The 24,299-nt window shown below is 61.0% G+C and carries 16 protein-coding genes; 12 read left to right on the top strand and 4 right to left on the bottom strand.

All coding sequences use genetic code 11. The features are described 5' to 3' along the window. Window positions 1-6: 6 nt before the first annotated feature. Window positions 7-1,113 carry a fatty acid desaturase gene (locus BM344_RS07590; RefSeq protein WP_091987852.1) on the bottom strand — a complete coding sequence of 369 codons (1,107 nt, stop codon included), beginning with the start codon at window positions 1,111-1,113 and terminating at the stop codon, window positions 7-9. 103 nt (window positions 1,114-1,216) lie between these two features. On the opposite strand from BM344_RS07590, the gene BM344_RS07585 reads away from it, so the two are divergent. Beyond that, window positions 1,217-2,272 carry an AraC family transcriptional regulator gene (locus BM344_RS07585; protein WP_167363224.1) on the top strand — a complete coding sequence of 352 codons (1,056 nt, stop codon included), beginning with the start codon at window positions 1,217-1,219 and terminating at the stop codon, window positions 2,270-2,272. Between the two features lie 23 nt (window positions 2,273-2,295). On the opposite strand, the gene BM344_RS07575 is transcribed toward BM344_RS07585, so the two are convergent. Further along, window positions 2,296-3,660: a KamA family radical SAM protein gene (locus BM344_RS07575; RefSeq protein WP_091987847.1), complete on the bottom strand. Its 1,365-nt coding sequence runs from the start codon at window positions 3,658-3,660 to the stop codon at window positions 2,296-2,298. Window positions 3,661-4,316: 656 nt separating this feature from the next. Here BM344_RS07575 and aceE point away from each other — a divergent pair. The 3 genes from aceE to BM344_RS07560 all read left to right on the top strand — a co-directional run bounded on the left by aceE (window position 4,317) and on the right by BM344_RS07560 (window position 10,229). Further along, window positions 4,317-6,980 carry a pyruvate dehydrogenase (acetyl-transferring), homodimeric type gene (aceE, locus tag BM344_RS07570; protein WP_091987845.1) on the top strand — a complete coding sequence of 888 codons (2,664 nt, stop codon included), beginning with the start codon at window positions 4,317-4,319 and terminating at the stop codon, window positions 6,978-6,980. Between the two features lie 10 nt (window positions 6,981-6,990). After that, window positions 6,991-8,679: a dihydrolipoyllysine-residue acetyltransferase gene (aceF, locus tag BM344_RS07565; RefSeq protein ID WP_091987842.1), complete on the top strand. Its 1,689-nt coding sequence runs from the start codon at window positions 6,991-6,993 to the stop codon at window positions 8,677-8,679. A 284-nt stretch (window positions 8,680-8,963) separates the two neighbouring features. Further along, window positions 8,964-10,229, top strand: coding sequence for an NADH:flavin oxidoreductase/NADH oxidase family protein (locus tag BM344_RS07560; RefSeq protein ID WP_091987840.1), 1,266 nt, complete (start codon window positions 8,964-8,966; stop codon window positions 10,227-10,229). A 64-nt stretch (window positions 10,230-10,293) separates the two neighbouring features. Here BM344_RS07560 and BM344_RS07555 read toward each other — a convergent pair whose 3' ends face one another. Continuing rightward, entirely contained in the window at window positions 10,294-11,433 is a 1,140-nt protein-coding gene (locus BM344_RS07555; protein ID WP_091987838.1) for a DcaP family trimeric outer membrane transporter, read from the bottom strand. A gap of 162 nt (window positions 11,434-11,595) precedes the next feature. Between BM344_RS07555 and BM344_RS07550 the strand changes: the two genes are divergently transcribed. The 6 genes from BM344_RS07550 to astB all read left to right on the top strand — a co-directional run bounded on the left by BM344_RS07550 (window position 11,596) and on the right by astB (window position 19,317). Then, window positions 11,596-13,056: an exonuclease domain-containing protein gene (locus BM344_RS07550; protein WP_091987836.1), complete on the top strand. Its 1,461-nt coding sequence runs from the start codon at window positions 11,596-11,598 to the stop codon at window positions 13,054-13,056. A 99-nt stretch (window positions 13,057-13,155) separates the two neighbouring features. Next, complete coding sequence (locus tag BM344_RS07545; RefSeq protein ID WP_091987833.1) at window positions 13,156-14,370, top strand: aspartate aminotransferase family protein; 1,215 nt, start codon at window positions 13,156-13,158, stop codon at window positions 14,368-14,370. A 9-nt stretch (window positions 14,371-14,379) separates the two neighbouring features. Continuing rightward, window positions 14,380-15,399 (top strand): arginine N-succinyltransferase, encoded by a 1,020-nt coding sequence (locus tag BM344_RS07540; protein WP_091987831.1) that lies wholly within the window; start codon window positions 14,380-14,382, stop codon window positions 15,397-15,399. Then, window positions 15,396-16,499 (top strand): arginine N-succinyltransferase, encoded by a 1,104-nt coding sequence (gene astA, locus BM344_RS07535; protein WP_091987828.1) that lies wholly within the window; start codon window positions 15,396-15,398, stop codon window positions 16,497-16,499. The genes BM344_RS07540 and astA overlap by 4 nt, the downstream gene beginning before the upstream one ends. After that, window positions 16,487-17,962, top strand: a complete 1,476-nt coding sequence (gene astD / locus BM344_RS07530; RefSeq protein ID WP_091987825.1) for a succinylglutamate-semialdehyde dehydrogenase — start codon at window positions 16,487-16,489, stop codon at window positions 17,960-17,962. Before astA ends, astD begins: the two co-directional genes overlap by 13 nt. A gap of 14 nt (window positions 17,963-17,976) precedes the next feature. After that, window positions 17,977-19,317 carry an N-succinylarginine dihydrolase gene (gene astB / locus BM344_RS07525; protein ID WP_091987823.1) on the top strand — a complete coding sequence of 447 codons (1,341 nt, stop codon included), beginning with the start codon at window positions 17,977-17,979 and terminating at the stop codon, window positions 19,315-19,317. 3 nt (window positions 19,318-19,320) lie between these two features. On the opposite strand, the gene BM344_RS07520 is transcribed toward astB, so the two are convergent. Beyond that, window positions 19,321-19,956, bottom strand: a complete 636-nt coding sequence (locus tag BM344_RS07520; protein WP_091987821.1) for a TetR/AcrR family transcriptional regulator — start codon at window positions 19,954-19,956, stop codon at window positions 19,321-19,323. A gap of 348 nt (window positions 19,957-20,304) precedes the next feature. Between BM344_RS07520 and BM344_RS07515 the strand changes: the two genes are divergently transcribed. Further along, window positions 20,305-21,270 carry an efflux RND transporter periplasmic adaptor subunit gene (locus BM344_RS07515; protein WP_407656849.1) on the top strand — a complete coding sequence of 322 codons (966 nt, stop codon included), beginning with the start codon at window positions 20,305-20,307 and terminating at the stop codon, window positions 21,268-21,270. Beyond that, window positions 21,270-24,296 carry an efflux RND transporter permease subunit gene (locus BM344_RS07510; RefSeq protein ID WP_091987817.1) on the top strand — a complete coding sequence of 1,009 codons (3,027 nt, stop codon included), beginning with the start codon at window positions 21,270-21,272 and terminating at the stop codon, window positions 24,294-24,296. The genes BM344_RS07515 and BM344_RS07510 overlap by 1 nt, the downstream gene beginning before the upstream one ends. Window positions 24,297-24,299: the final 3 nt, after the last annotated feature.

Raw genomic sequence — 24,299 nt, 5'->3', positions numbered from 1 at the left:
GGTCGCCTACACGGCCAGCTCGCTGCCATCCTGCTGGCGCGAGGACGTGTCCCTAGAGAACCGATTGCCCCTCAGGAAGGTGCCATAGTCGTTGAATCGCACCCCCATTTTCCTCATGACCCGGTGCGCTGCCGGTGCCGTCCATTGTCGAATGTAAAAGGGCTCGCGCACGGCAAAATGATGGATGGCGTGGGTACTGCCGAAGTTGAAGCAGAACAGCTGCATCGGCATCAGCCACCAGGGATTGAGAACCTGGCACTGCTGCATCACGTTCCTGGGCTCGACATCGCCGTAGTAGTGCATGTTCGAGCTAATGAAGTGCAAGCAGAAGGTGCGCAGGAAAGACGGCAGCATGTACACCACGGCAAAGGTGTCGAGCGCTGCAAGCCCGGTTGCCATCCCCTCCGACAGGCTGATGGGGGCGCCTGAGAGCTGTGCGGCGAACAGCACCAGGTGTGCCAGCACCCAGCTGTGGAACAGCAGGTAATAGAGGTTGCCAAGCGGCGCATAGGCGAGCAGCTGCTGCAGGCTCATTTTTCTGGCGTCGCCCTGCGACGCCGGCTTCTGGCTGCGAATGTAGTCACGAACCGCGCGCTGCATGGTGAAAGGCCGCAGCAGTACGGCCAGCATGTTGTCGCCTGTCATCAGCAGGCGACGGACGCCCCAGCGCTCACCGTTGGTGATGCCGCGCTCCTCAAGATCACTCTCGGTTCCGCTGAACTTGTGGTGGTGCAGGTGCAGCTTGCGCCTCACGAATGGGCTGATGGTGCTGGCTCGGGCCAGCCATCCCAGCGCCAGCATCAGATCGTTGGCCCAGGGCCGGTTCTTGAAGTACATGAGGTGAATCAGGTCGTGCTCCAGCTCATGAATCAGCGAGGCAAAGATCGCTGTCACCGGAACACAGATCCACCAGGGTATGAGCTCCATCACATAGAGCGCGCCGCTGGAAATCATGCCCAGAAGCGAAATGGCCATGATGGTGGCACCAATCAGGTTCTGGTGTCTTTCCAGCCAGGGGTGCCGGCGACGCAGGGCCCGCCCCTCCTCCAGGATGGTCTTGCGGATATGTTCGGTTTTCTCCGCGTCGCTCAGGGTGTTCGGATCAACAGACATGGTTTTGACCTTTTTTACGGTTGGACATGTCAACCGGGCACCTACACCCGGTTTTATCAGCTGCTATTGTGATTCCCTACACGTCAGTACCGGCTATGAACCGATGACAAAAAACGATCATTTGACGACAACCAACAAGGCAGCCGTTGCCATTGTGTCGAGCCAGCCCACGGTTCCCGGCACCTATGTCCTGCTGCTGATCGATGTGACAGAGCGCTGGAATGTTCCGGTGGCGGAACTGCTGGAGCACGAGGGGCTGGTTCTCGAGGATCTTCTGCGCAGTGGGTTTCGCCTGCCCAGGGACTGCTTTGCCCGGTTGATCCAGCGAGCCATCTCGCTGACCGGTGAGCCTGGCATGGGCTTTCTGATGGGGCTGCAGATGAAAGTGTCCTGTCACGGTGTGATTGGCCAGGCCGCAATGGTGGCAAGGACCCTGGGTGAGGCGCTGGACATTGCCATCGCCTACTTCAACATGCCGTCATCGGACCTGGAGCTGCGTCTGGATCAGCAGGGCGATCGGGTTCGCCTGGCCTTTGCCGAGCGCGACGAGCGCTACCAGTTGGGGGAAGTGGGTGCCATGTTCCTGCTTACCGGTTTCGCCGCGATGGCCGAGGCACTCACCGGCACCAGGCTTCGGGGTAGGGGGGTGGTCCGTTTTGCCCAGCCCTCATTCATGAGCCGCTTCGATCACCTGATGGCCGGCCCGCTGACCTTCGATGGCGACTTTAATGGCTTTGTGTTCGACCGGTCGATCCTGCAATCCCCGCTGGTTATGTCTGACCCGGTGGCGGCGCGGGTGGCCCGGGAGCAATGCAAGGAGGAGTTGGGGCGCCTTGGTGGCGGCCGTTCCCTGATGCAGCAGGTGCGGGATCTGGTGTTCGATGAGGAGATGGGCTTTGCTTCGATAGAGGAGGTGGCCGCAAAGCTGAACGTCACAACCCGAACCCTGCAGCGTCGATTGCGCGCCGAAGGTGTGGTGTTTCGCGATCTTGTGGAATCCATGCGTCAGCAGCACGCCCGGCGGCTGCTGGCGGTGGGTCAGAAAAGCATCGGGCAGGTGTCGGACCTGCTGGGGTATTCTGATGTGACCAATTTCAGTCGGGCGTTCCGGCGCTGGACCGGGCGTTCGCCCCGGGACTATGCCCGGGCGCCAGGATAGCGGCGCCCGGAACAGAAGGAGACTCAGCCGTTGCCTTTCTTCATCTGCTCGTACTCATCTTCGAAGAAAAACTTCTCCTCGCCAAACGCTGGCTCAAGCTCATGCAACCAGGTAGCGGTGTCGCTGTACTTGGCAAAGAAGGGGCGTTGTACCCAGTCCGGGTTACGACCCTGCAGGAAGCGCAGCACAAAGACTTTTTCGCCCTTGATTTCCGTGATGCCCTGGATCTCCACCTTGCCGGGGCCAGCACTCATGGACGGGCCGCGCGCGGTGCGCGCCAGGCCGGAGACCTGTTTCATGGCTTCCCGGTAAATGTGGTAGGCCTCCGCCAGGGGAACCTCGAAGTAGTTCTTGGCGCCGGTGTCCCGCTCTACGAACATGTAGTAGGGGATGATGCCCAGCTTCACTTCCTTCTTCCACAGCTTCGCCCAGGCGTCGGCGTCGTCGTTGACGTGCTTGATCAGCGGGCCTTGGGCGCGGATTTCGGCGCCGGTGGCGCGGATGCGGCGGATCGCCTCTTCGGCAATCTCGGTGGTGATCTCCTGCCAGTGGTTGTAGTGGGCCATGATAGCCACGTGCTTGCCGGCGTCTACGAGGCGCGCAAACAGATCAATCAGCTCGTCGGCGTCCTTGTCGGTCACGAAGCGGTATGGCCAGAAGGTCAGTGCCTTGGTGCCGATCCGGACGGTCTGGATGTGGTCAAACTCGGGCTCCAGCAGTGGCTCCAGGTACTGCACCAGGTTCTTGGTCTTCATGACCATGGGGTCGCCACCGGTCACCAGCAGGTCGGTGACTTCGGTGTGCTCTTTCAAGTAGCCATGCAGCTTTTCGGCTTCGGTGCTGGCCATCTTCAGGTCTTTATCACCGACAAATTGCGCCCAGCGGAAACAGAAAGTGCAATAGGAGTGGCAGGTCTGCCCCTGGGCCGGGAAGAACAGTACGGTCTCCCGGTATTTGTGCTGCACGCCGTCGAGCACCTCGCCGTCCAGTTCCGGCATGTTCATTTCCATCTGCCCGGCCGGATGCGGGTTCAGCTCGTCTCGGATCTCCTTGGCGACCGCCTGGATTTCCTTCTTGTCGGCACCTTCCCGGTGCAGCGCTGCCATACGCTCGAAATGTTCATCCTTGAGCATGCCTTTCTGCGGGAAGACAAGCTGGTAGATCGGATCGTTGGGCACCTGGTCCCAGTTGATCAGTTCATTGATAACGTATTCGTTGACCCGGAAAGGCAGCACACTGGCCACCACCTTCATCTCAAACAGGGTCTCTTCAGGAAGGTTCTGAATGATCTCGATCTTGTCGAGCTGGCGGTCTGTGTAGACCTTGAAGCGCCGTTCCTCGAACTCCGTGGTGGGAATCCGGTTCGGAAAGGTGACGATGGAGTTCATAGATCGCCCTCTGTTGGTTGACTGAGTAAAAAGTGGTCCGACCACTTTTTGGTGGTTAAAAATCAGGCAGGCAAGTATACATAAATAGGAATTTATTTTCAGGTCTAATTAATAGCTGACGGAAAACTGCAGTACCGCGGCCAGATGCTGCCGTTAAAGTTATGAAAATACGGGTAAATATCTCGAAATTACGCTAATTGTGGCGAATGAGATCGTTTAGCACGGTAACAAAATTCTCTGTGATAGGAATGCTACGACATTGGTCGCATTCTGGTTGTTTAGTGGTCCAAAAACGGTCATTCTTCCGTAACTAACCGCAAGAAGCGGCCCAGAAATGGACTCAGGGGTGGGCTTCAATTGAATTTGATAGGCGAAATGTAGTAAAAATACTACGGATTGGGATAACAGATCTGTTCACGTCTGTCTCGATGCTGATCGACCAGGGTCAAAAGCCCGAAAACCGGGGCGATCCGGCATGAAAAGTGTGAAAGCTGTTCTATGCTTACTACAGGTTCTGTGTACTGAGCACCGGTACACCTGTCAGGCGGATATACCCATAACAACACACTGCATGTAATCGCAGCTCATTGACACCGCATCGCGCCGGCTGCTGATCGTGGCCGCGCTGCACCTTTTGATGCCAAGGGGAGGGTTTGATGTACCAGGACGATGATCCCATTGAAACCAGTGAATGGCTGGACGCGCTGGAATCTCTGATCGAGAACGAAGGCGTAGACCGGGCCAAATATATTCTCGAGAGGCTCTCCGAACGGGCCAGCCGCGATGGCACCGAGCTACCTTATTCCATTACCACGCCATTCCGGAACAGCATTCCCGTATCCCAGCAGGCGCCCATGCCCGGTGACCTGTTCATGGAGCGGCGGATTCGCTCACTGATCCGCTGGAATGCGATGGCCATGGTCATGCGCGCCAACCAGCGTCCGGGTGACCTCGGCGGCCACGTATCCTCGTTCTCCTCGGCAGCAACCCTCTACGACGTTGGTTTCAACTATTTCTTCCACGGTGGCGACAACGAGCGCGAATCCGATCTGGTGTATTTCCAGGGGCACTCCTCCCCGGGTATCTATGCCCGTTCCTTCCTTGAAGGACGGTTCGATGAAAAGGACCTGGACAAGTACCGCGAGGAAGTCGACGGCACAGGTCTGTCTTCCTACCCGCACCCCTGGCTAATGCCGGACTACTGGCAGTTCCCGACAGTTTCCATGGGCCTGGGGCCGATCCAGGCCATCTATCAGGCTCATGTGATGAAGTACCTGCACAACCGCGAGCTCATCGATATGGGCAACCGCAAGGTATGGTGCTTCGTAGGCGACGGTGAATGCGACGAGCCGGAAACCCTGGGCTCCATCTCCATGGCCGGCCGTGAAAACCTCAGCAACCTCATCTTTGTAGTCAACTGCAACCTGCAGCGGCTGGATGGCCCGGTTCGCGGCAACGGCAAGATCATGCAGGAACTCGAAGGCGTATTTCGTGGCGCCGGCTGGAACGTGCTGAAAGTGGTGTGGGGTCGCCATTGGGATCCGCTGTTCGAAAAAGACAAGGAAGGCGTGATGCAGCGGGCCATGGACGAGGTCTGCGACGGCGAGCTCCAGAACTTCAAGAGTAATGGGCCCGCCTACACCCGGAAGCATTTCTTTGGCCGCAATCCGGAACTGGCCAAGCTGGTGGAAAGTCTCTCTGATGAGGAGATCAACAAGCTCAACCGCGGCGGTCACGACCCGTATAAGATCTACGCGGCCTACCACCACGCCATCCATAACAACGGCGGGCGCCCGACCGTGATCCTGGCCCACACCATCAAGGGCTATGGTTTCGGCGAGGCCGGCGAGGCGCAGAACACTGCACACTCGCTGAAAAAACTGGACATCGAACAGCTGAAGTCGTTCCGCGACCGGTTTGCGGTGCCGCTGAAGGACGACGAGCTGAAGGACGTGCCGTATTACCGGCCGGCCCCGGACAGTCCGGAAATCGTTTACATGAAGAAGCGCCGGCAGGAGCTGGGCGGCTTCTATCCGAAGCGCCGCAAGGACTGCCAGCCGTTGCAGATTCCGGAACTGGATATCTTCAAGGCGGTTCTGGACGGCTCGGGTGATCGGAAGATCTCCACCACCATGGCGTTCGTGCGGATCCTCACGGCACTGACCAAGGACAAGCGCATCGGCAAGCGTGTGGTGCCGATCGTGCCGGACGAGGCCCGTACCTTCGGTATGGAGGGCATGTTCCGCCAGTTGGGAATCTACACGGCGGAAGGCCAGAAGTACGTGCCGGAAGACCGTGACCAGATCATGTACTACCGGGAGGACAAGAAGGGCCAGATTCTCGAGGAAGGCATTAACGAGGACGGCTCCATGGCGGCCTGGATGGCGGCAGCGACCTCCTACAGCACCAACAACTTCCCGCTGATTCCGTTCTACATCTTCTACTCCATGTTCGGCTTCCAGCGTGTGGGGGATCTGGCGTGGGCCTCCGGTGACATCCAGGCCCGAGGGTTCCTGATTGGTGGAACTGCGGGCCGTACCACACTGAACGGTGAAGGCTTGCAGCACCAGGACGGCCACAGCCATATCCTGGCGAACACCATCCCCAACTGTAAGGCCTACGACCCGGCCTACGGCTACGAGATGGCCGTGGTTCTGCGACAGGGCATGAAGGAAATGTTCGAGGACAACCAGAACGTTTTCTATTACCTGACCATCGAGAACGAGAACTACGAACAGCCGGCCATGCCCAAGGGCTGCGAGGACGGCATCATCAAAGGTATGTACCTGTTCGAGTCGGTGGAAACCAAGGGTCGCAAGAAAACGCCCCGGGTCCAGCTGCTCGGTGCCGGCGCCATCCTTAACGAGGTGCGTGCTGCCGCCCAGATGCTGAAGGACGACTGGGGTGTTGCCTCAGACGTATGGAGTGTCACCAGCTTCAATGAACTGGCCCGCGAAGGTCAGCACATCGAACGGTGGAACCGCCTGCACCCGGATGACAAGCCCAAGAAGGCCTACGTCACCCAGTGCCTGGAGAAGCAGTCCGGTCCGGTGGTGTCGTCCACCGACTACATCAAGCTGCACTCCGAGCAACTGCGGGCGTTCATTCCCAAGACCTATCTCACCCTGGGTACCGACGGCTTCGGTCGCAGTGACACCCGCGAGAAGCTGCGCAGCTTCTTTGAGGTGGACCGCTACTATGTAACGGTGACGGCGCTTTCAGCCCTGGCCCAGGATGGTGAAGTGAAGAAGGAAGTGGTTCTCGAAGCCATGCGCAAGTACGGAATCGATCGCAACAAAACGAACCCGGTGCTGAGCTAAGGAGACCGCCATGAGTGAACAGGAAATCAAGGTTCCGGATCTCGGCGGTGCGGACGAGGTCGAGATTATCGAGATCAGCGTCAGCGCTGGTGACACGGTCGAGGAAGAGGATCCGATTCTGACGGTGGAGTCCGACAAGGCCTCCGTGGAACTGCCCGCTCCGGGCGCCGGCAAGATCACCAAGATCACTGTGAAAGTGGGTGATAAGGTGAAAGAAGGCGATGTTGTCGGCATGATGGAGCCCTCCGAAGGTGGCTCAGGCGATTCCGCAAGCGACGAGGCGGAGTCGGAATCCGAGGCAAAAGCCGAGGAGAAGACCGAGGAAAAGCCGAAGGAAGAATCCGAAGACAGCGCCGAGAAAAGCAAGCCGGCGCCGAAGAAGTCGTCTGGCGGCTCTCGCAAGGAGACGGTGAAGGTGCCGGCTCTGGACGGTTTCGAGAATGTACCGGTCATTGAGATCAACGTGTCCGAAGGCGACTCCATTTCCGAGGACGACCCTCTGGTCACCGTGGAATCCGACAAGGCCACCATGGAGATTCCCTCGCCCTATGCTGGCAAGGTCGGCAAGATCCTGGTGAAGGAGGGCGATAAGCTCTCCGAGGGCGATGACTTGCTGGAAATGACCGTCGAGGAAGGCGGCGAGGCTGAGGACGAGCCGGCCGATGAGGATTCCGGCAAGACTGAGGCCGAGTCGAAGTCCGAAAGCAAGGCTGAGCCCGAGCAAAAGCAGAAAGCCCAGGAGCCTGCGCCCCAGCCCCAAGGTTCCACCTACGAGCCACCCTCACCGGGTGCGAAGGTGCACGCAGGCCCGGCCGTGCGCAAGTTGGCGCGGGAACTCGGTGCGGACCTGACCCGTATCAAGGGTTCAGGGCCGAAGAGCCGGATTGTCAAAGACGACGTCCAGGCGTACGTAAAGAGCCAGCTGCAACAGTCGCAGCAGGGTGGCAGCGTGGGCACTGGCTCTGGCATTCCAGGGGTCAAGCTCCCGGACTTCAGCCAGTTCGGCGATGTTGAGCGTGAGTCGATGTCGCGCATGATGGCGGCCACGGCCACCAATATGCAGCGCAGCTGGCTGAACGTGCCCCACGTGACCCAGTTTGACGATGCTGACATCACCGACATGGAGGACTTCCGCAAAGCCCAGAAGGCCGCTGGCGAGAAGAAGGGCGTGAAGATGACGCCGCTGCCGTTCCTCCTCAAGGCCTGCGCCACGGCGCTGGCGGAACTGCCCCAGTTCAACGTGTCTCTGGACATGGAGCGCAAGGAGGTGGTTCGCAAGAAGTACATTCACATCGGTATTGCGGTGGATACGCCCCATGGGCTGATGGTGCCGGTAATCCGCGATGTGGACAAGAAGGGTCTGTGGGAGCTGGCCGCAGAAAGCGCAGAGCTGGCGCAGAAGGCCCGGGACAAGCAGCTGAAGCCTGCGGAGATGCAGGGTGCCTGCTTTACCATCACCAGCCTCGGTGGCATTGGCGGTACGGCGTTTACGCCGATCGTGAATACGCCGGAGGTGGCGATTCTCGGGGTGTCCAAGGCGGCCATGAAGCCGGTGTGGGATGGCAAGGCGTTCCAGCCGCGGCTGATGTTGCCGCTGTCGCTGTCCTACGATCACCGGGCAGTGAACGGTGCCGATGCGGCTCGATTCACCGCGTTGCTTAGCCAGCTTCTTGGGGATATCCGTACCCTTCTGTTGTGATTTGACTCAGATTGTCACCCAGCCTGCGAGTTGGGTGGCGCGACGAAGGCCGGTACGGCTTTTCAGAACACGCTACAAGCACATCCCTGTGCGCTTGTTTCGGGCCATCCCTGGCCCTCTACAGTTCTGAAAAGCCGTACCGGCCTTCGTCGTTCTGGCTCTCTTTTAATCGCTCCCTACCCGCCTTATCAATCTTCGTTTTCAACCCCGTCAGGCCGGCCAATGGCCTCCTTCTCTATCCTGTTCACTATCTCCAATACCTAAGGCAACTAAAGAGAGCTGCAATGACTCCCGCCGAAATACTGTCCCAACCACTGAAACTGCGAAACGGGGCGGTCATTCCCAATCGCTTTGCGAAGTCCGCCATGAGCGAAACCCTGGGCACTATTGATAACCGGGTTACCCCGGAGCTGGTCACGCTGTACCGGACCTGGGCCGAGGGCGGTACCGGGTTGTCGATTACCGGGAATGTGATGGTGGATCGCCGGCACATCGGCGAACCGCAGAACGTGGTGCTGGAGGATGAGCGGGATCTGGCGCTGCTGAGGGCCTGGGCGGAGGCCGGCAAAACGGGTGGCAAGAAGATCTGGATGCAACTGAATCATCCGGGCAAGCAGAGCCCGAAGATGCTCAATCGTGATCCGGTGTCGCCCAGTGCGATTCCGTTCAGGAAGGAGTTGCGGAGTATGTTTGCCACGCCGCGGGCCCTGACGGGACCGGAGATCGAGGACATTGTTCAGCGCTTTGCCCGGGCTGCGGCTATTGCGGAGAAGGCGGGGTTTGATGGGGTGCAGATTCACGGGGCCCATGGTTATCTGGTCAGCCAGTTCCTGTCGCCGCACCACAATCAGAGAACGGACGAGTGGGGTGGTTCGCCCGAGAAGCGGATGCGGTTCGTGCTGGCGGTGTACCGGGCGATTCGCGAGGTGACCCGACCCGAATTCTCTGTGGGCATCAAGTTGAATTCGGCGGATTTCCAGCGGGGCGGGTTTACCGAGGAGGAATCACTCGCGGTCATTGAGGCGTTGGATGCCGAGGGGATTGATCTGGCGGAGATCTCCGGCGGCAATTATGAGAACCCGGCCATGGCCAAAGGCGCCGAGAAGGGGCGGGTGAATGTGGAGGTCAAGCAGAGCACTCTGGCGCGGGAAGCCTATTTTCTGGAGTTTGCGGAGAAGGTGCGAAAGCGGGTGTCGGTGCCGTTGATGGTGACCGGCGGTTTCCGGACCAGCCAGGGTATGGCAGAGGCGATCGGGTCGGGGGCCACCGATCTGGTGGGTCTGGCCCGGCCGTTGGCTGTGGAGCCGGATCTGCCCAATCGGGTGCTGGCGGGGGAGCAAGTGACCAGCCAGGTGCGGCCGATCAGAACCGGCATCCGGGCCATCGATAACATGGCCCTGATGGAAGTGAGCTGGTACACGCGCCAGCTCGGGCGCATGGGTAAGGGCAAGGCGCCCAGGCAGCACGACCGAGGTTTATGGTCTCTGGTGGAGGTGTTGGGGGTGATGACCACACGCGGTGTGCGAACGCGGCTTCGGGCTGGTGAATAGCCCAAACAAAAACCCCGGCCTGAGCCGGGGTTTTTGCTGATTCAGCTAACTTCTAACGGGAGGTTTAGAAGTTGTACTGTGCTGCGAACAGCAGGCGGCTTGCGTCGCCATCAGTGCCGCTAACGTTTTCACGGCTCAGGCGCTGAAGTTCTACGCCCATCATCACGTTCTTGACCGGCGTCCACTGGTAGTTGGCCATGATGGCAGAGTTGGTTTCACTCTGGCCGGCCACTGCTACGCCATCAGCTTCCGCGTCATCCCAGTCGACCTCGACCATGCCGTAGCCGATGTTGATGCTGCGACCGCCACCCAGGTTGATGCCGGCACCGATGGTACCGCCGTAGCCGGAGATGGTTTCAACGTCACCGTTCCCATCGACATAAGCGCTGGCAGCACCGAAGTTTTCGCCAGAGCGATACAGGTAGCTGTTAGCACCGTCGGTGTAGGACAGGCTACCCTGAATGGTGATCATGTCGGAAACAGCCATCTTGGCGGCAACGAAGGTGGCAAAGCCCAGGGAGCTTTCATCGTTGGTGCCGTCGTCATAGGCGATCTGGTGAGCCAGAACGGCCGCAGAGTAAGACATGCCGCCTGCTGAATCTTCCAGGCGAGCAGTCACAGTCGGCAGGCCGTCTTTGCTGATGTCGTTCGCCGCAGTGGTTACGAAGCTGTAGTTAGGATCCTCGAGAGATACTGACAGAGGACCGGAAGTGTAACGTACCTGAGCTGTCCGGCTCTGGTAGCCAGCATTGCCCGGGAGTGAGTCGAAATCCAGAGTAGAGGTATTGCCTACGAAGCTGGTGAAGTTAGACCAGGTCTGGCCGGCCAGAACACCGTTGTAGGAACCGTAGGCATGACGCAGACGGAGAGTACCGCCACCACCGCCGCGGAAGTCACCTTCAATGTTGATCATCACGCCTTCAGGGCTGGTGGTTTTCACACCGATACGGCTCTGGAAAGCGTCAGCGCCGAAGTGGCCTTCGGGTGCATTGTCGTTGCCTGCGAGGCCAGCGTAGGAACCAGAGCGGGTGCTCAGGGCCTGGTTGCTGTCCACGTCGTAACTTGCGTTAAACCGTGCGTAACCGTAAACCGACATGTCGTAGTCGCCGGCTTTGAAGTTTACGGCACCAGCCTGGCCAGCCACCCCGAATACTGCCGCAGCTGCCGTCGCACGAATTGCCAATCTCAGTTTGTTGCTTTGCATCGTTGTTGTCTCCACACATTTTTGTTGTTGGACCCAAAAACAAGGTAGTTACGAATTCATGACAATTCAAATAAATTCATTGACGGATTAGACGAATGTCTATAACTGCTTTTCGTTCATAGTCAGACATCTGCGATATCTAATTCGGCGTAGTTTTATTCCATGACATCCGAAAGTACTGTACTGCGATCGGCGACCTTCGCCTTTCTTGATATCGAGACCACCGGAGGCAATTCCGCCCGCGACCGGATTACCGAGATTGGCATACGGTTCTGGCGCGACGGCGAGGTGGTGGGGGAATGGCAGACGCTGCTCAATCCGCAAACACGTATCTCGCCTTTCATTGAGAGCTTTACCGGTATTTCCAATGACATGGTGGCGGACGCACCCTTATTTGAAGAAGTGGCCGATGAGCTGGCGGAGCAACTGAAGGACAAGGTCTTTGTCGCCCACAATGCGCGGTTCGATTATGGCTTTATCAAAGCGGAATTCCGGCGGCTGGCGCGGCCGTTTTCGGCCCGTGTTCTGTGCACGGTAAAGCTTTCCCGCCGGCTTTATCCGGAGTTTCGCCGCCACAACATGGACGCGCTGATTGCCCGCCACGGCCTCGCCCAGGTTCAGCGGCACCGGGCCATGGGGGATGTGTCGGCAATGCTGTCGTTTTTCGAAAAGGCGAGGGCAGAGAAGGGTGACGAGTCGTTCGAGGCCGCGCTGAAAGTGTTGCTGCAGCGGCCGAGCGTTCCCTCCAACCTGCCGCCGGATATCCTCGACGATCTGCCCAGAAGGCCGGGGGTCTATCGGTTCTATGGCGAAAACGACGTGCTTCTCTATGTGGGCAAGAGTACCAACATTGCCCAGCGGGTCGCGTCGCATTTTTCCGGCGACCACAACAGCGCCCGGGGTGTTCGGATGTCCGAGAGCCTGAGGCGGGTGGAGTGGACAGAAACCGCCGGTGAGCTTGGGGCGTTGCTGCTGGAACTCAGGCAGATCAAGCAGCTCAAGCCTTTGTTCAACCGCCGCTCGCGGGCCGCCAAGAATCTGGTGAGTATCGAACTGTCCAGAAACGGCACCGGCTATCTCCAGGCCCGGCTGGTGCGGGAAATCGAACCGCACCGGCTGGGTGATTACTTCGGGCTGTTCCGTAGCAAACGTGACGCCGAGCGAGCCCTGAGTGGCATCACCGCGAAGAACGACCTGTGCAACAAACTGCTGGGGCTGGAGCCGGAGCACGACGGACCCTGTTTCCAGCGCACGCTTGGGCGCTGCAAGGGCGCCTGCGAAGGGCTTGAGAATGTGGAGCGCTACAACCTTCGGGTGCAGATTGCCTTCCACAGCCTGCGACTGAAAACCTGGCCCTGGAGCGGGCCCGTGGGCATCGTGGAGCACAATCGGGACTCCGGGCGCACCGACATCCTGGTGGTGTACAACTGGGTGCACGTGGCCACCCTGCACGATGAGCAGGAGCTGCAGGACTTCTCCCTGAGCGGCCAGGCAGTGACCTTCGATCTCGATTCCTACAAGCTGCTGATGGCGGCCCTGATGGATCGGAGGAAAGGTGTTGAGAAGCCGCACCGGATCATCGAGCTGCCCGCCATCGGGCAACCGGATGTGCTAATGCCCTGAGTGGCGTATCATGAAGGTGTGGTCCGCACACCTACTTACTTGTCCGGTGCGGTCACTCGTCTATGTTTATACGTTTAGCCGCTTCGCCGAGAGAGATCTATGAATAGAGAACCCGTCAGCCGCTCCCTGTTTGATGAAGTCATGGTGCCCAACTATGCCCCCGGTGCGATCATTCCGGTCAGAGGCGAGGGCTCCCGGATCTGGGACCAGGAAGGGCGCGAGTTTATCGATCTGCAGGGTGGCATCGCGGTGACCTGTCTTGGCCATTCCCATCCGGGACTGGTGGGCGCCTTGCAGGATCAGGCCGAAAAGATCTGGCATCTGTCCAACGTGATGACCAACGAGCCGGCCCTGCGCCTGGCCAAAACCCTGTGCGACCTGACCTTTGCCGAGCGCGTGTTCTTTGCCAACTCCGGCGCCGAGGCCAACGAGGCCGCCTTCAAACTGGCCCGTCGTTATGCGTGGGAACACTACGGCCCGGAGAAAAATGAAATCATCTCCTTTACCAACTCGTTTCACGGCCGCACCCTGTTTACCGTGAGCGTGGGTGGCCAGCCCAAGTACCTGGAAGGCTTCGAGCCGGCGCCGGGCGGTATTCATCACGCCACGTTCAACGATCTGGAATCGGTGAAAAAGCTGATCTCCAAAGAAAAGACCTGCGCCGTGGTGGTGGAGCCGATCCAGGGCGAGGGCGGAGTCATGCCCGCTGACCCTGCATTCCTCGAGGGGCTGCGCCAGCTCTGCGACGACAACAACGCGCTCCTGGTGTTCGATGAGGTGCAGTCCGGCGTGGGTCGGACCGGCCACCTGTATGCCTATCAGATGTATGGGGTCGTGCCGGACATTCTCTCTAGCGCCAAGGGGCTGGGTGGTGGCTTCCCGGTGGCGGCCATGCTGACCACGGCCAAGGTGGCGGCCAGTCTGGGGGTGGGTACCCATGGCAGTACCTATGGCGGTAACGCCCTGGCCTGCGCCGTTGCCCAGCGGGTGGTGGAAATCGTGAGCCAGCCGGAGATTCTCAAGGGCGTCAAGGCCAGGTCTGACAAGCTGCGCAAAGGCATGATGGACATCGGCGAACGCTACGGTGTGTTCAGCGAAGTTCGCGGCGGCGGCCTGCTGCTTGGTTGCGTGCTTACCGAACAGTGGCAGGGCAAGGCCAAAGAGTTCCTGAACGCCGGCCTCGAGGAAGGCGTAATGGTGCTGGTGGCCGGTGCCAATGTGATTCGTCTGGCGCCATCGCTGATCATTCCCGAGTCGGATCTGGACGAGGCTCTGCAGCGGTTTGAAGCGGCGGTAAAGAAACTCACAGCCTAAGGAGTTCCTATGTGGCTGGTGCGTCCGGCAAAGCCGGATGATCTGGACCGGATTCTCGACATTGCGGGTGCCCAGGGTGCCCGCCTTTCCTCCACTCTGCCCCGGCAGGGCGACGCCCTGGCCTACAAGATCGAGCACTCCCAGGCATCGTTTGCCGGCCGCATCGGTGTCGACGACGATCCGCCCAGGTTCCTGTTTGTGCTGGAAAACACCGAGAGCGGCGAGATTGCCGGCACTGCCGGCATCGACGCCCGCGCCGGTAACGGTCAGCCTTTCTACAATTACCGCCGTGATGCCCTGATCCATGCCTCCCACGAGCTCGGGGTATCGCGTCGGGTGGAGGTGCTGTACCCATCCCATTCCCTGACCGACACCACCCTGCTGTGTTCCTTTTCCATTCGACCGGATCTGCGCGGCAGCGATGCTTTTGAACTGCTCTCCCGGGCACGGATCCTGTTCATGGCCGAACACCGGGAATGGTTTACCCAGCGCGTGGCGGTGGAGATTCAGGGCGTGCAGAGTGACGATGGTAGTGTGCCGTTCTGGGACAGCCTGGGTCGCCACTTTTTCGACATGGATTTTGAAACCGCCGATCAGTATTCGGGGCAACTGAGCAAGACCTTCATTGCCGAACTGATGCCGCCCAATCCGATCTACGTTACTTTGCTCAGTGAAGACGCCCAGGCGGCCATGGGCCAGCCGCACCCGGTGACGATGGGCAATTTCGAGCTGCTTCAACGAGAGGGTTTCCAGGCCGGTTGCTACCTGGACATCTTCGATGCCGGTCCGGTGCTGGAGGCTCGCACCGACAGCCTGAGAACCCTGGTGACCAGCCACCAAACCGAGTTGCACGGTTCCAACGACGACTCGGGAGAAACCTGCCTTATCGCCGGTGGTGAAGGAGAGGCATTCCGCTGCACCCTGAGCAAACTGTCGGAAACCCTGGATGATGCCGTGAAGGTACCCGTGAGTACCTGGAAGCGGCTGGAGCGAACCTCGGGAGACCGGGTAAGGATCGCACCGTTATGACGCTGCTCATTCGCCCGCTGCAGGAGAACGACCTGGACGACCTGTACGCCATGGCACAGAACGCCGGCAAGGGCCTGACCACGCTACCGGCAGACCGTGACCTGCTGCAGAAAAAAATCAATCACGCCCGGGACACCTTCAGCCAACGCTGCGCCCCGGAAGCGGGCCTCTATCTTTTTGCACTGGAAGACACAGAGCGGAAGAAGACTGTCGGCATCAGCGGTATACAGGCCCGGGTGGGTCTTGAGGAAGTCTTCTACAACTACCGCCTGAGTGTCACCGTGAACGCTTCCCGGGAGCTGGGCGTACACGTGCGAACGCCCACGTTGCACCTGTCGAACGACATGACGGACAACACCGAAATCTGCTCCCTTCTGCTGTCCGACGGTTACAAGGGCGGTGGCAGCGGTTTGCTGCTGTCCCGCTGCCGGTTCATGTACCTGGATGAGTTCCGCAAGCACTTCTCGGAGAAGATATTTGCCGAGATGCGCGGTGTTTCGGATGCCGGGGGGCGCAGCCCGCTGTGGGATGCACTGGGCAGCAAGTTTTTCGATATGGAATTTACCGAGGCCGATATGCTCTCCGGCCTCGGCAACAAATCCTTCATCGCCGAGCTGATGCCGAAATACCCCATCTACCTGCCAATGCTGCCGGAATCGGCCCGTGCGGTGATCGGACGCGTACACGAGAACACCGCGCCAGCGCTGAAGATGCTTCAGGCGGAAGGCTTCAACTTTAACGGGATGGTGGACATTTTCGACGGTGGCCCTGTCGTGGAGGCGTTTATTGATAACATTCGCACCGTGCGGGAGGCCGTGAATCGTCATGCGATGATCACCCGCAAACCGGTGAACCTGGATGTACCTGCCGGTGAGCGGGCCATGGTTTCGAACCGTTCCTTCCGGGATTTCCGGGTGACCACCATCCCGTTGGAGTGCATCGGCCCGGATACCGTGAGTTTGCCGCCGGAGGTGGCCGAAGCGCTGCAGATAGAGTCGGGCGATCCGGTGCGGCTTGCCCCCTTGAAAGATTCAGGGCCGCTGCCCAAACACATTCATAGAGGCTCTTTTCAGGGAGGTGGATCGAAATGGCAAAACTGACCGGCGAACTGTTTATTGACGGGCTCTGGCTCCAGGGTCACGGCTCCGTATTCGAATCGGTCCAGCCTGTCACTGGTGACACCCTCTGGGACGGCGAAAGCGCCAACCTGGAAGATGTAGACGCGGCGGTTCGCGAGGCCCGCAACGCCTTTCTGAAGTGGCAGCGCAAGAGTTTCGCAGAACGTCAGGCGGTGGTGGAGGCCTTCGGCGAACTGCTGGAGACTCACAAGGAGGAACTGGCTCACCAGATTGGGTTGGAAACCGGCAAGCCGCTCTGGGAATCCCGCACCGAAGTGGCCGCGATGATTGGCAAGATCGGTATTTCCGTGAAGGCCTACCACGACCGTACCGGTACATCCGAGTCTGATGTGGCGGGCGGTCACGCTGTGTTGCGGCACCGGCCCCATGGGGTAGTGGCCGTGTTCGGCCCGTACAACTTTCCCGGCCACCTGCCCAACGGTCACATTGTGCCGGCCCTGCTGGCCGGTAACACCGTGGTCTTCAAACCCAGCGAGCTGACGCCCGGCGTTGCCGAGATGACGGTGCGCCTGTGGGAAAAAGCCGGCATTCCGGACGGTGTCATCAACCTGGTGCAGGGTGCCTCGGCAACCGGCAAATCCCTGGCCAGTCATCCGTTGATAGACGGTCTTTTCTTCACCGGCAGTTCCACCGTGGGCCATCTGCTGCACCAGCAGTTTGGCGGTCAGCCAGAGAAAATCCTGGCCCTGGAAATGGGCGGTAACAACCCGCTGATCGTGCAGGATGTTGCCGACATCGATGGCGCCGTCCATCACGCCCTGCAGTCGGCGTTCCTGTCGGCCGGCCAGCGCTGCACCTGCGCCAGACGCCTTCTGGTGCCCAAGGGCAAGAAGGGCGATGCCTTCCTGGATCGCCTGGTGGAAGTGTCTTCGCGCATCCAGGTGGGCGAGTTTGATGCCGATCCCCAGCCGTTCATGGGGTCGGTGATTTCAGCGGAGGCGGCACAAAAACTACTGGCGGCACAGTCGAGCCTGCTTGAAAAGGGCGGTCAGTCGCTGCTCGAGATGAAGCAGTTGAGGCCGGATACCGGTCTGCTGTCCCCGGGCATTATTGATGCCACCGGGGTGGAGACAGTGGACGAAGAGTTCTTCGGTCCGCTGCTCACGGTCTATCGATACAAGAGCTTCGACGACGCCCTGGAACTGGCCAACAACACGCGCTATGGGCTTTCTGCCGGTATCCTTACCGATGATCGCAAGCTTTACGACCGGCTGGTGGAAGAGGTGCGCGCCGGTATTGTGAACTGGAACCGGCCATTGACAGGGGCCAGCAGTGCGGCGCCTTTCGGTGGCGTGGGTGCCAGCGGCAATCACCGTCCCAGCGCCTACTACGCCGCCGACTACTGTGCCTGGCCCATGGCTTCCCTGGAGGCCGGCAAGAGCGAGTTGCCGGAGAGCCTCGCGCCCGGCCTGAACTTTGACTGACGGAACCGACTGCCATGGCAAGACACGCGGTAGAAGCCAATTTCGACGGCCTGGTGGGGCCAACCCACAACTACGCCGGGCTGTCCTGGGGGAACGTGGCCTCGAAGTCCAACGTTCATGCCGTTTCCAATCCCCGGGAAGCCGCCCTGCAGGGGCTCGCCAAAATGAAGCGACTGGCGGACCGGGGCTATGTGCAGGGTGTTCTGCCGCCCCATGAGCGACCCCACATCCCGACCCTGAGGGCCCTCGGTTTTCAGGGGCCGGATGCCCGGGTGCTGGAACAGGCGGCCAAGGCTTGTCCCTCCATCCTGGCAGCGGTGTCGTCGGCCTCGCCCATGTGGACCGCCAACGCCGCCACGGTATCGCCCAGTGCCGACACCTCGGACCATCGGGTGCATTTCACCCCGGCCAACCTGAGTGCCAAGTTCCATCGCTCAATTGAACACGCGGTGACCGGTCGGGCGCTCAAGTCGATTTTTGCTGATGAGACCCGGTTTGCCCATCATCCGGCCCTGCCGTCGGTCAGCCATTTTGGCGACGAGGGCGCGGCCAACCACACCCGGTTGTGCGCCGGTTACGGTGAGCCCGGCGTCGAGCTGTTTGTGTACGGGCAGATCGCCTTCAACGAGCAGGCGCCGGCACCGGAAAAGTACCCGGCCAGGCAAACCCTTGAGGCCTCCCAGGCGGTGGCGCGGCTCCATGGGCTGAGGGACCAGCACGCGGTGTTTGCCCAACAGAATCCCGCCGCCATTGATGCGGGCGTGTTCCACAACGATGTGATCGCCGTGGGTAATGGCAATACCCTGTTCTTCCACGAAATGGCGTTTCTGGACGAGGAACGGGTGCTGGCGGATATCCGTGAGCGGCTGACCGGCGCCGAGCTGGAAGCCATCCGGGTAACCAGCGCTGAGGTTCCGATTGAGGACGCGGTGGCGTCGTACCTGTTCAACAGCCAGCTGCTGAATACACCCGATGGCATGCTGCTGGCGGTACCCGGCGAGTGTCGGGAAGTGGCGTCGGTCAGTCGGTACCTGGATGAGCTGGTGAAATCAGGTGGCCCCATCACCTCGGTGGAGGTGTTCGACGTCAAGCAGTCCATGCGCAACGGCGGCGGACCGGCTTGTCTGCGGCTCCGGGTGGTGCTCAATGACGATGAACTGGGTGCCATCAATCGGGGCGTGATTCTCACCGACGAACTGTACGATCGCCTGACCCTCTGGGTCGAGGCCCATTACCGGGACCAGCTCAGCCAGGAGGACCTGGCCGACCCCATGCTGCTGGACGAGGTGCGCAAGGCCCTCGACGAACTGACCGGCATCATGGGGCTGGGTTCGATCTACGATTTCCAGTTGTAAGCGTCAGGCGGAAATCGACGACGTCAGCATATCCATGGTGTGGCGGATCAGTTGGTCGCCGGGAAACTGCGGGTTGCCTTCGCCCATTTCTGCCTGGCACAGCAGGATCACGCCGTGCAGGGCGCCCCGCAGGTAAAGCGCGGTCTGAACCGGATCCTTGATGCGCTCCCGGTTCATGGTGCCGTCTTCCAGCCCCAGCTCTATTGCCCCCACCATCAGTGCCATCAGATCGGATTTGGAGCAGAGCATCTCTTCGGCCTGGTTTTCATCGGCTTCGGCCATGGCCGTGGAGGCCTTGGTAAGCGCCGAGAAATAATCCGGCTGCTCCAGGTAGAAACGATAGTACGACTCGCCCATGGCGCGAATCTGGGCCAGGCCGGTATCAGCGGTCTGGCGCGCTTCCTCGAAACGCCGGAACAGGCTGTGCCCGGCCCGTAGCATGATGCCCCGCTGAATGGCAGCCTTGTCTTTGAAGTACACGTAGAGCAGCGCCCGGCTGAGGCTGGCCGTGCGGGCGATGTCGTCCATGGACGTGCGCTCGTAGCCCTTCTCCGAAAAGACCAGCTCGGCGGCATCGAGAATCGTGTCGTATCGAGCCTGCTTCTCCCGCTCCCGGCGGGTTTTCAGCGGTTCACTCATTCCATCATCCGGTTAGGTGGCGTCGGCCTGGTCATGATACCTGAAGTTGAATCAAACCCGATTATTGACAAAATGTCAAAGAATGACATTATGTCGATAAAGGTCGCCGGGTTTGCTATGGACAGGCGCCGGCCAAATTCCCGAACACGGATGGAAGGACGAATCATGACGCCTCTCTCGACGCCACTCTCAACGCCACTCTCAACGCCACTCTCGCAGCGCCCCGCCAGCCATGGCCCAGGCCCCGGACTGAAAGCCGTTGTCCTTGCCCTGGCGGTTTTCCCTTTCCTGCTCGCCGGCTGCAAGGCCAGCGATGTCTCGACCGAGTCCCAACAGTCTGCGGTCTCCGTGCGTGTGGCCGAGGTTACCGGTGGCGAAAACCGGGATCTGCCCCTGCGGTTCTCCGGGATTGTGCGCGCCACCCAGAGGGCGACCCTGACCTTCCAGGTGAGCGGCACCCTCAGAGAGCGTGCGGTTGAGCTGGGGCAGAAGGTTCGGGTCGGTGAGGTGCTGGCCCAGGTCTACAACCCGGCCCTGGAACCTGCCCGGGACTCGGCCCTGGCCCGCCTTGAAGAGCTCCGGACCCAGTACCGACAGGCCGAGCGCGAGTGGGAGCGTTCCAGCCGTCTGCACGAGCGCGGCGTGGTTTCGGAGCAGGGCCTGGAGCAACTGGCGGCCCGTCGCGATGCGCTGGAGGCGAGTGTCGCCACCGCCCAGGCGGCGCTGGCCGAGGCAACCCGATTACTCGAGGAGAGCACCCTGCGCGCGCCGTTTTCCGGCCGGGTGGAGGCCCTGCTGGTAGAGCGTGACGAATTCGTGGCGGCCGGCCAGCCGGTGATGCGACTGTCCTCGCCTGAGGGGCGGGAAGTGGAGGTGCGGGTGCCGGCCTATCTGCTGGACCACGTCAAGCTGGAACAGACCTTGCCCGTGTGGTCGGTACAGGATCGCAGCCAGCCGCCCCAGACCGGCTCCGTGGTGGAGATTGCCCAGGCCGGCGCGGTTCGCGGGGAACTGCACCCGGTTCTGGTGAGCCTGCCGGTTAATACCCTGGAGCCCGGCGAACCCGTGGAAGTGGGCATTACCCCGGTGCGACCTTCAGGGCTCACGGTACCGCTGTTGTCGGTGGTGCGTCATGCCGATGGCGTCAGTGTCTACCGGGTGCGTGATAATCAGGCTCGGCGGGTTTCCGTTGAGGTGGATCGCGTGGTTGGCGAGCGGGTGGTGATTCGCTCCGGCGAGCTGAACCCGGGGGATCAGGTGGTTTATGCCGGTATGACGCGCCTCGCGGACGGTGATGCCCTGGAGGTGCGCTGATGACCCGCCGGCTGCTCAACTGCCAGCGCCTGCTGGGCATGGTGGTGACCATGCTCTGCATCCTCGGGGTGGCCGCGTACAGCACCATGCCACGCCAGGAGGACCCGTCCTTTCCTTACCGGGCCGGGCTGATCAGCGTCAATTACGCCGGTGCCAGCGCCGATGCGGTGGAAAGACTGGTGCTGCGTCCACTGGTGGACGAACTCCGGCAGGTGGAAGAAGTGGATTTCACCCAGTCCACGGCCCGGACCGGCGTGGCGCTGGTGCGGCTGCGCCTGAACGACGACATCTACGATACCGATCCGGCCTGGGACCGCGTGCGCCAAGCCATGGAGAGGGCCCGACAGGACTTTCCCGACGACGTCGGGCAGATGGCGCTTGATGACCGCCTGATCGATATCCCGGCGATTGTCCTGGCCGTGGGTGGTTCACCGTCGGTAACCGAACTGTCCGACGTGGCTGAGCGCCTGAAACAGAACCTCTCGGATTTGCCCGGCATCTCCCGCATTGAGCTGGAGGGCGACGCCGATGAGCAGATCACCCTGGCCCTGGACGATGCCGCGCTGTACCGGCTGGGCATATCTCCGGCCAGGGTGCTGGACACCCTGGCCCGCCGCAACCAGACCATTCCCGGAGGCTTTGTGGTGGTGGATGGCCGCCGCCTGTCTGTGCTGCCGAACAGCGAGTTTGCCGACATTGACGCCATCCGCGCCACGCCCATCGAGCTGCCCGATGGCTCCCAGGTGCCCCTGGCTGCCGCCGCTGACGTCTGGCGAGGCCCGGCGGAACCGCGCCAGCCGGAAACCTGGTACAACGGTGAGCGGGTGGTGTTGGTGTCGATCATCATGGAAGAGGGCAACACCGATGCTATCCGGTTCGGGCAGAGGGTGCGGGAGCGCATGGCGCAGATCCGCCCAGACTTTGCCCCCTATGAGATCCGGGAAATGTTCTTCCAGCCGGACAAGGTCGAGGAGCGCCTGGACAACCTGGCCTGGAGCCTGGTGTTGTCGGTGGTGATCATCGTGGCCGTGGTGTTCACTGGAATGGGCATTCGCATGGGCCTGCTGGTGGCGTCGATCCTGCCCATGGTGGCGCTGATCAGCGTGGGGCTGTACGACCTCGGCGGCGGCGTGCTGCACCAGATTGCCGTGATCGGCATGGTCATCTCCCTGGGCATCCTGATCGACAACGCCATCGTGATTGTCGAGAACATCCAGGGCCATCTGGATAACGGCGAGCGCCGACTGGATGCCCTGCGCAGTGCCGTGGGCGAGCTGGCCGGACCGCTTGGCGCCTCCACCGGCACCACGCTGGCGGCCTTCGCGCCCCTGTTGCTGGCCAAGGGCGGCGCGGCTGATTTCACCCGGGGCGTGCCGGTGATGATCATGCTGACTCTCTCGGTCAGTTACCTGCTGGCAATCTCTGCCGTTCCGTTGCTCGCGGCTCGATTCCTGAAGCCGCGCCGAAAGGCCGGCAAGGACCGGCTACTCGGGCTGGCCCGGTTTCTCGGGCGGCTGGTGTCGGATTACCCCGGCCGCCTGATTGCTGCCGGTGCCCTACTGGTGGTCGTCAGCCTGGCCATGACTCCTTTCATGGCCCAGCAGTTTTTCCCTAACGCCGACCGCCCCCGGGTCATCGTGGAAGTGTATCTGCCGGAGGGTACTGACCAGGCGCGTACCGCCGAAGCGGCGGAACGGCTGGAGAAAATGATCCGTTCGCAGCCGGATGTCCTCGAGGTGCACCGGTTCGTTGGCTTCACCGGGCCGTCGTTCTATTACAACCTCCAGCGCGCGCCCCAGGCTCCGAACAGGGCGCGGCTGGTAGTTACCACTCCGACTCTGGAGGACACTACCGGCATGATTCGCTGGATCCGGGCCCATGTGAAGGAGGACATGCCAGAGCTGGACGTGACCGTTGGCATACTCGGCCAGGGGCCGCCCAGGGCAGCACCGGTGGAAATTCGTGTATACCACGCCAGCGACGACACCCGCGTTGCCGCGGTGGAACAGATTTACCGCATTCTGCGGGACGTTGAGGGTACCGTCGACGTGCGCCACGATCTGGACATCGGGGTGCCCAGCATTGCCATCAACGTGGACGATGCCACCGCCGCCCGATACGGCCTGACCCGGGCAGACGTTGCCCAGAGCCTCTACGGCCAGAGCTTTGGGGTGGTGGCCGAGCGCTACCGGCAGGAGGACGACCCCATCCCGCTGGTACTGCGTTCCCGGGAGGGCACTTCGCTGTCACTTTCCCGGCTGTTATCGGTCAACATCTACAACGTCCGCGGCGATGCCGTACCGCTCTCGGCGGTGGCGACTGTGGATACCAGCTGGGAGCCCGCGGCCCGTTACCTGCGTGATGGTGTGCGGATGAATACGGTGACCGCCAACCTGGAAACCGGCTACAGCTTCAGCCAGGCTCTGGATGGCCTGTACGCGGGGCTTGAGGAAAACCCCCTGCCGCCGGGCACCCGCCTGGCCATGGGTGGTGACGCCGAAGGCTCTGGCGACGCCAACTCGGCGCTGCTGACGGCCGCACCCATTGGCATGCTGTTGCTGCTGTTCTTCCTGCTGCTGCAGTTCAACTCGTTCCGGCGGGTGGGCATTATCCTGCTGACGGTGCCGCTGGCGACGGTGGGCATCTTCCCGGGCCTGGTGTTGTCGGGATCGCCGTTCGGCTTCCAGTCGCTGCTGGGCGTGATTGCCCTGGTGGGTATTGTGGTGAACAACGCCATCGTACTGCTGGACGTCATGGACCGGGAACTGGAAAAGGGCAAGGACATCCTGGAGGCGGTGCGTGCTGCGGTCGAACAGCGCACCCGGCCAATCCTGCTGACCACCGCCACCACCGTGGCCGGGTTGCTGCCGCTGGCCTTCTCCAGCTCCACCCTCTGGCCGCCCATGGCCTGGGCCATCATCTCGGGCCTGCTGGCGTCCACCGTGCTGACCCTGCTGGTGATTCCGGCGGTCTGCACCCGCCTCATTAAAGTCAGCGTCCCTGAGCCGGAGAACGCCCCGGCCTGAACT

It is taken from the genome of Marinobacter gudaonensis (genome assembly GCF_900115175.1).
In the GTDB taxonomy this organism is placed as follows: Bacteria; Pseudomonadota; Gammaproteobacteria; order Pseudomonadales; family Oleiphilaceae; genus Marinobacter; species Marinobacter gudaonensis.
The sequence above is the reverse complement of the archived record's forward strand: the minus strand, read 5'-3'. Positions and strand labels throughout refer to the sequence as shown.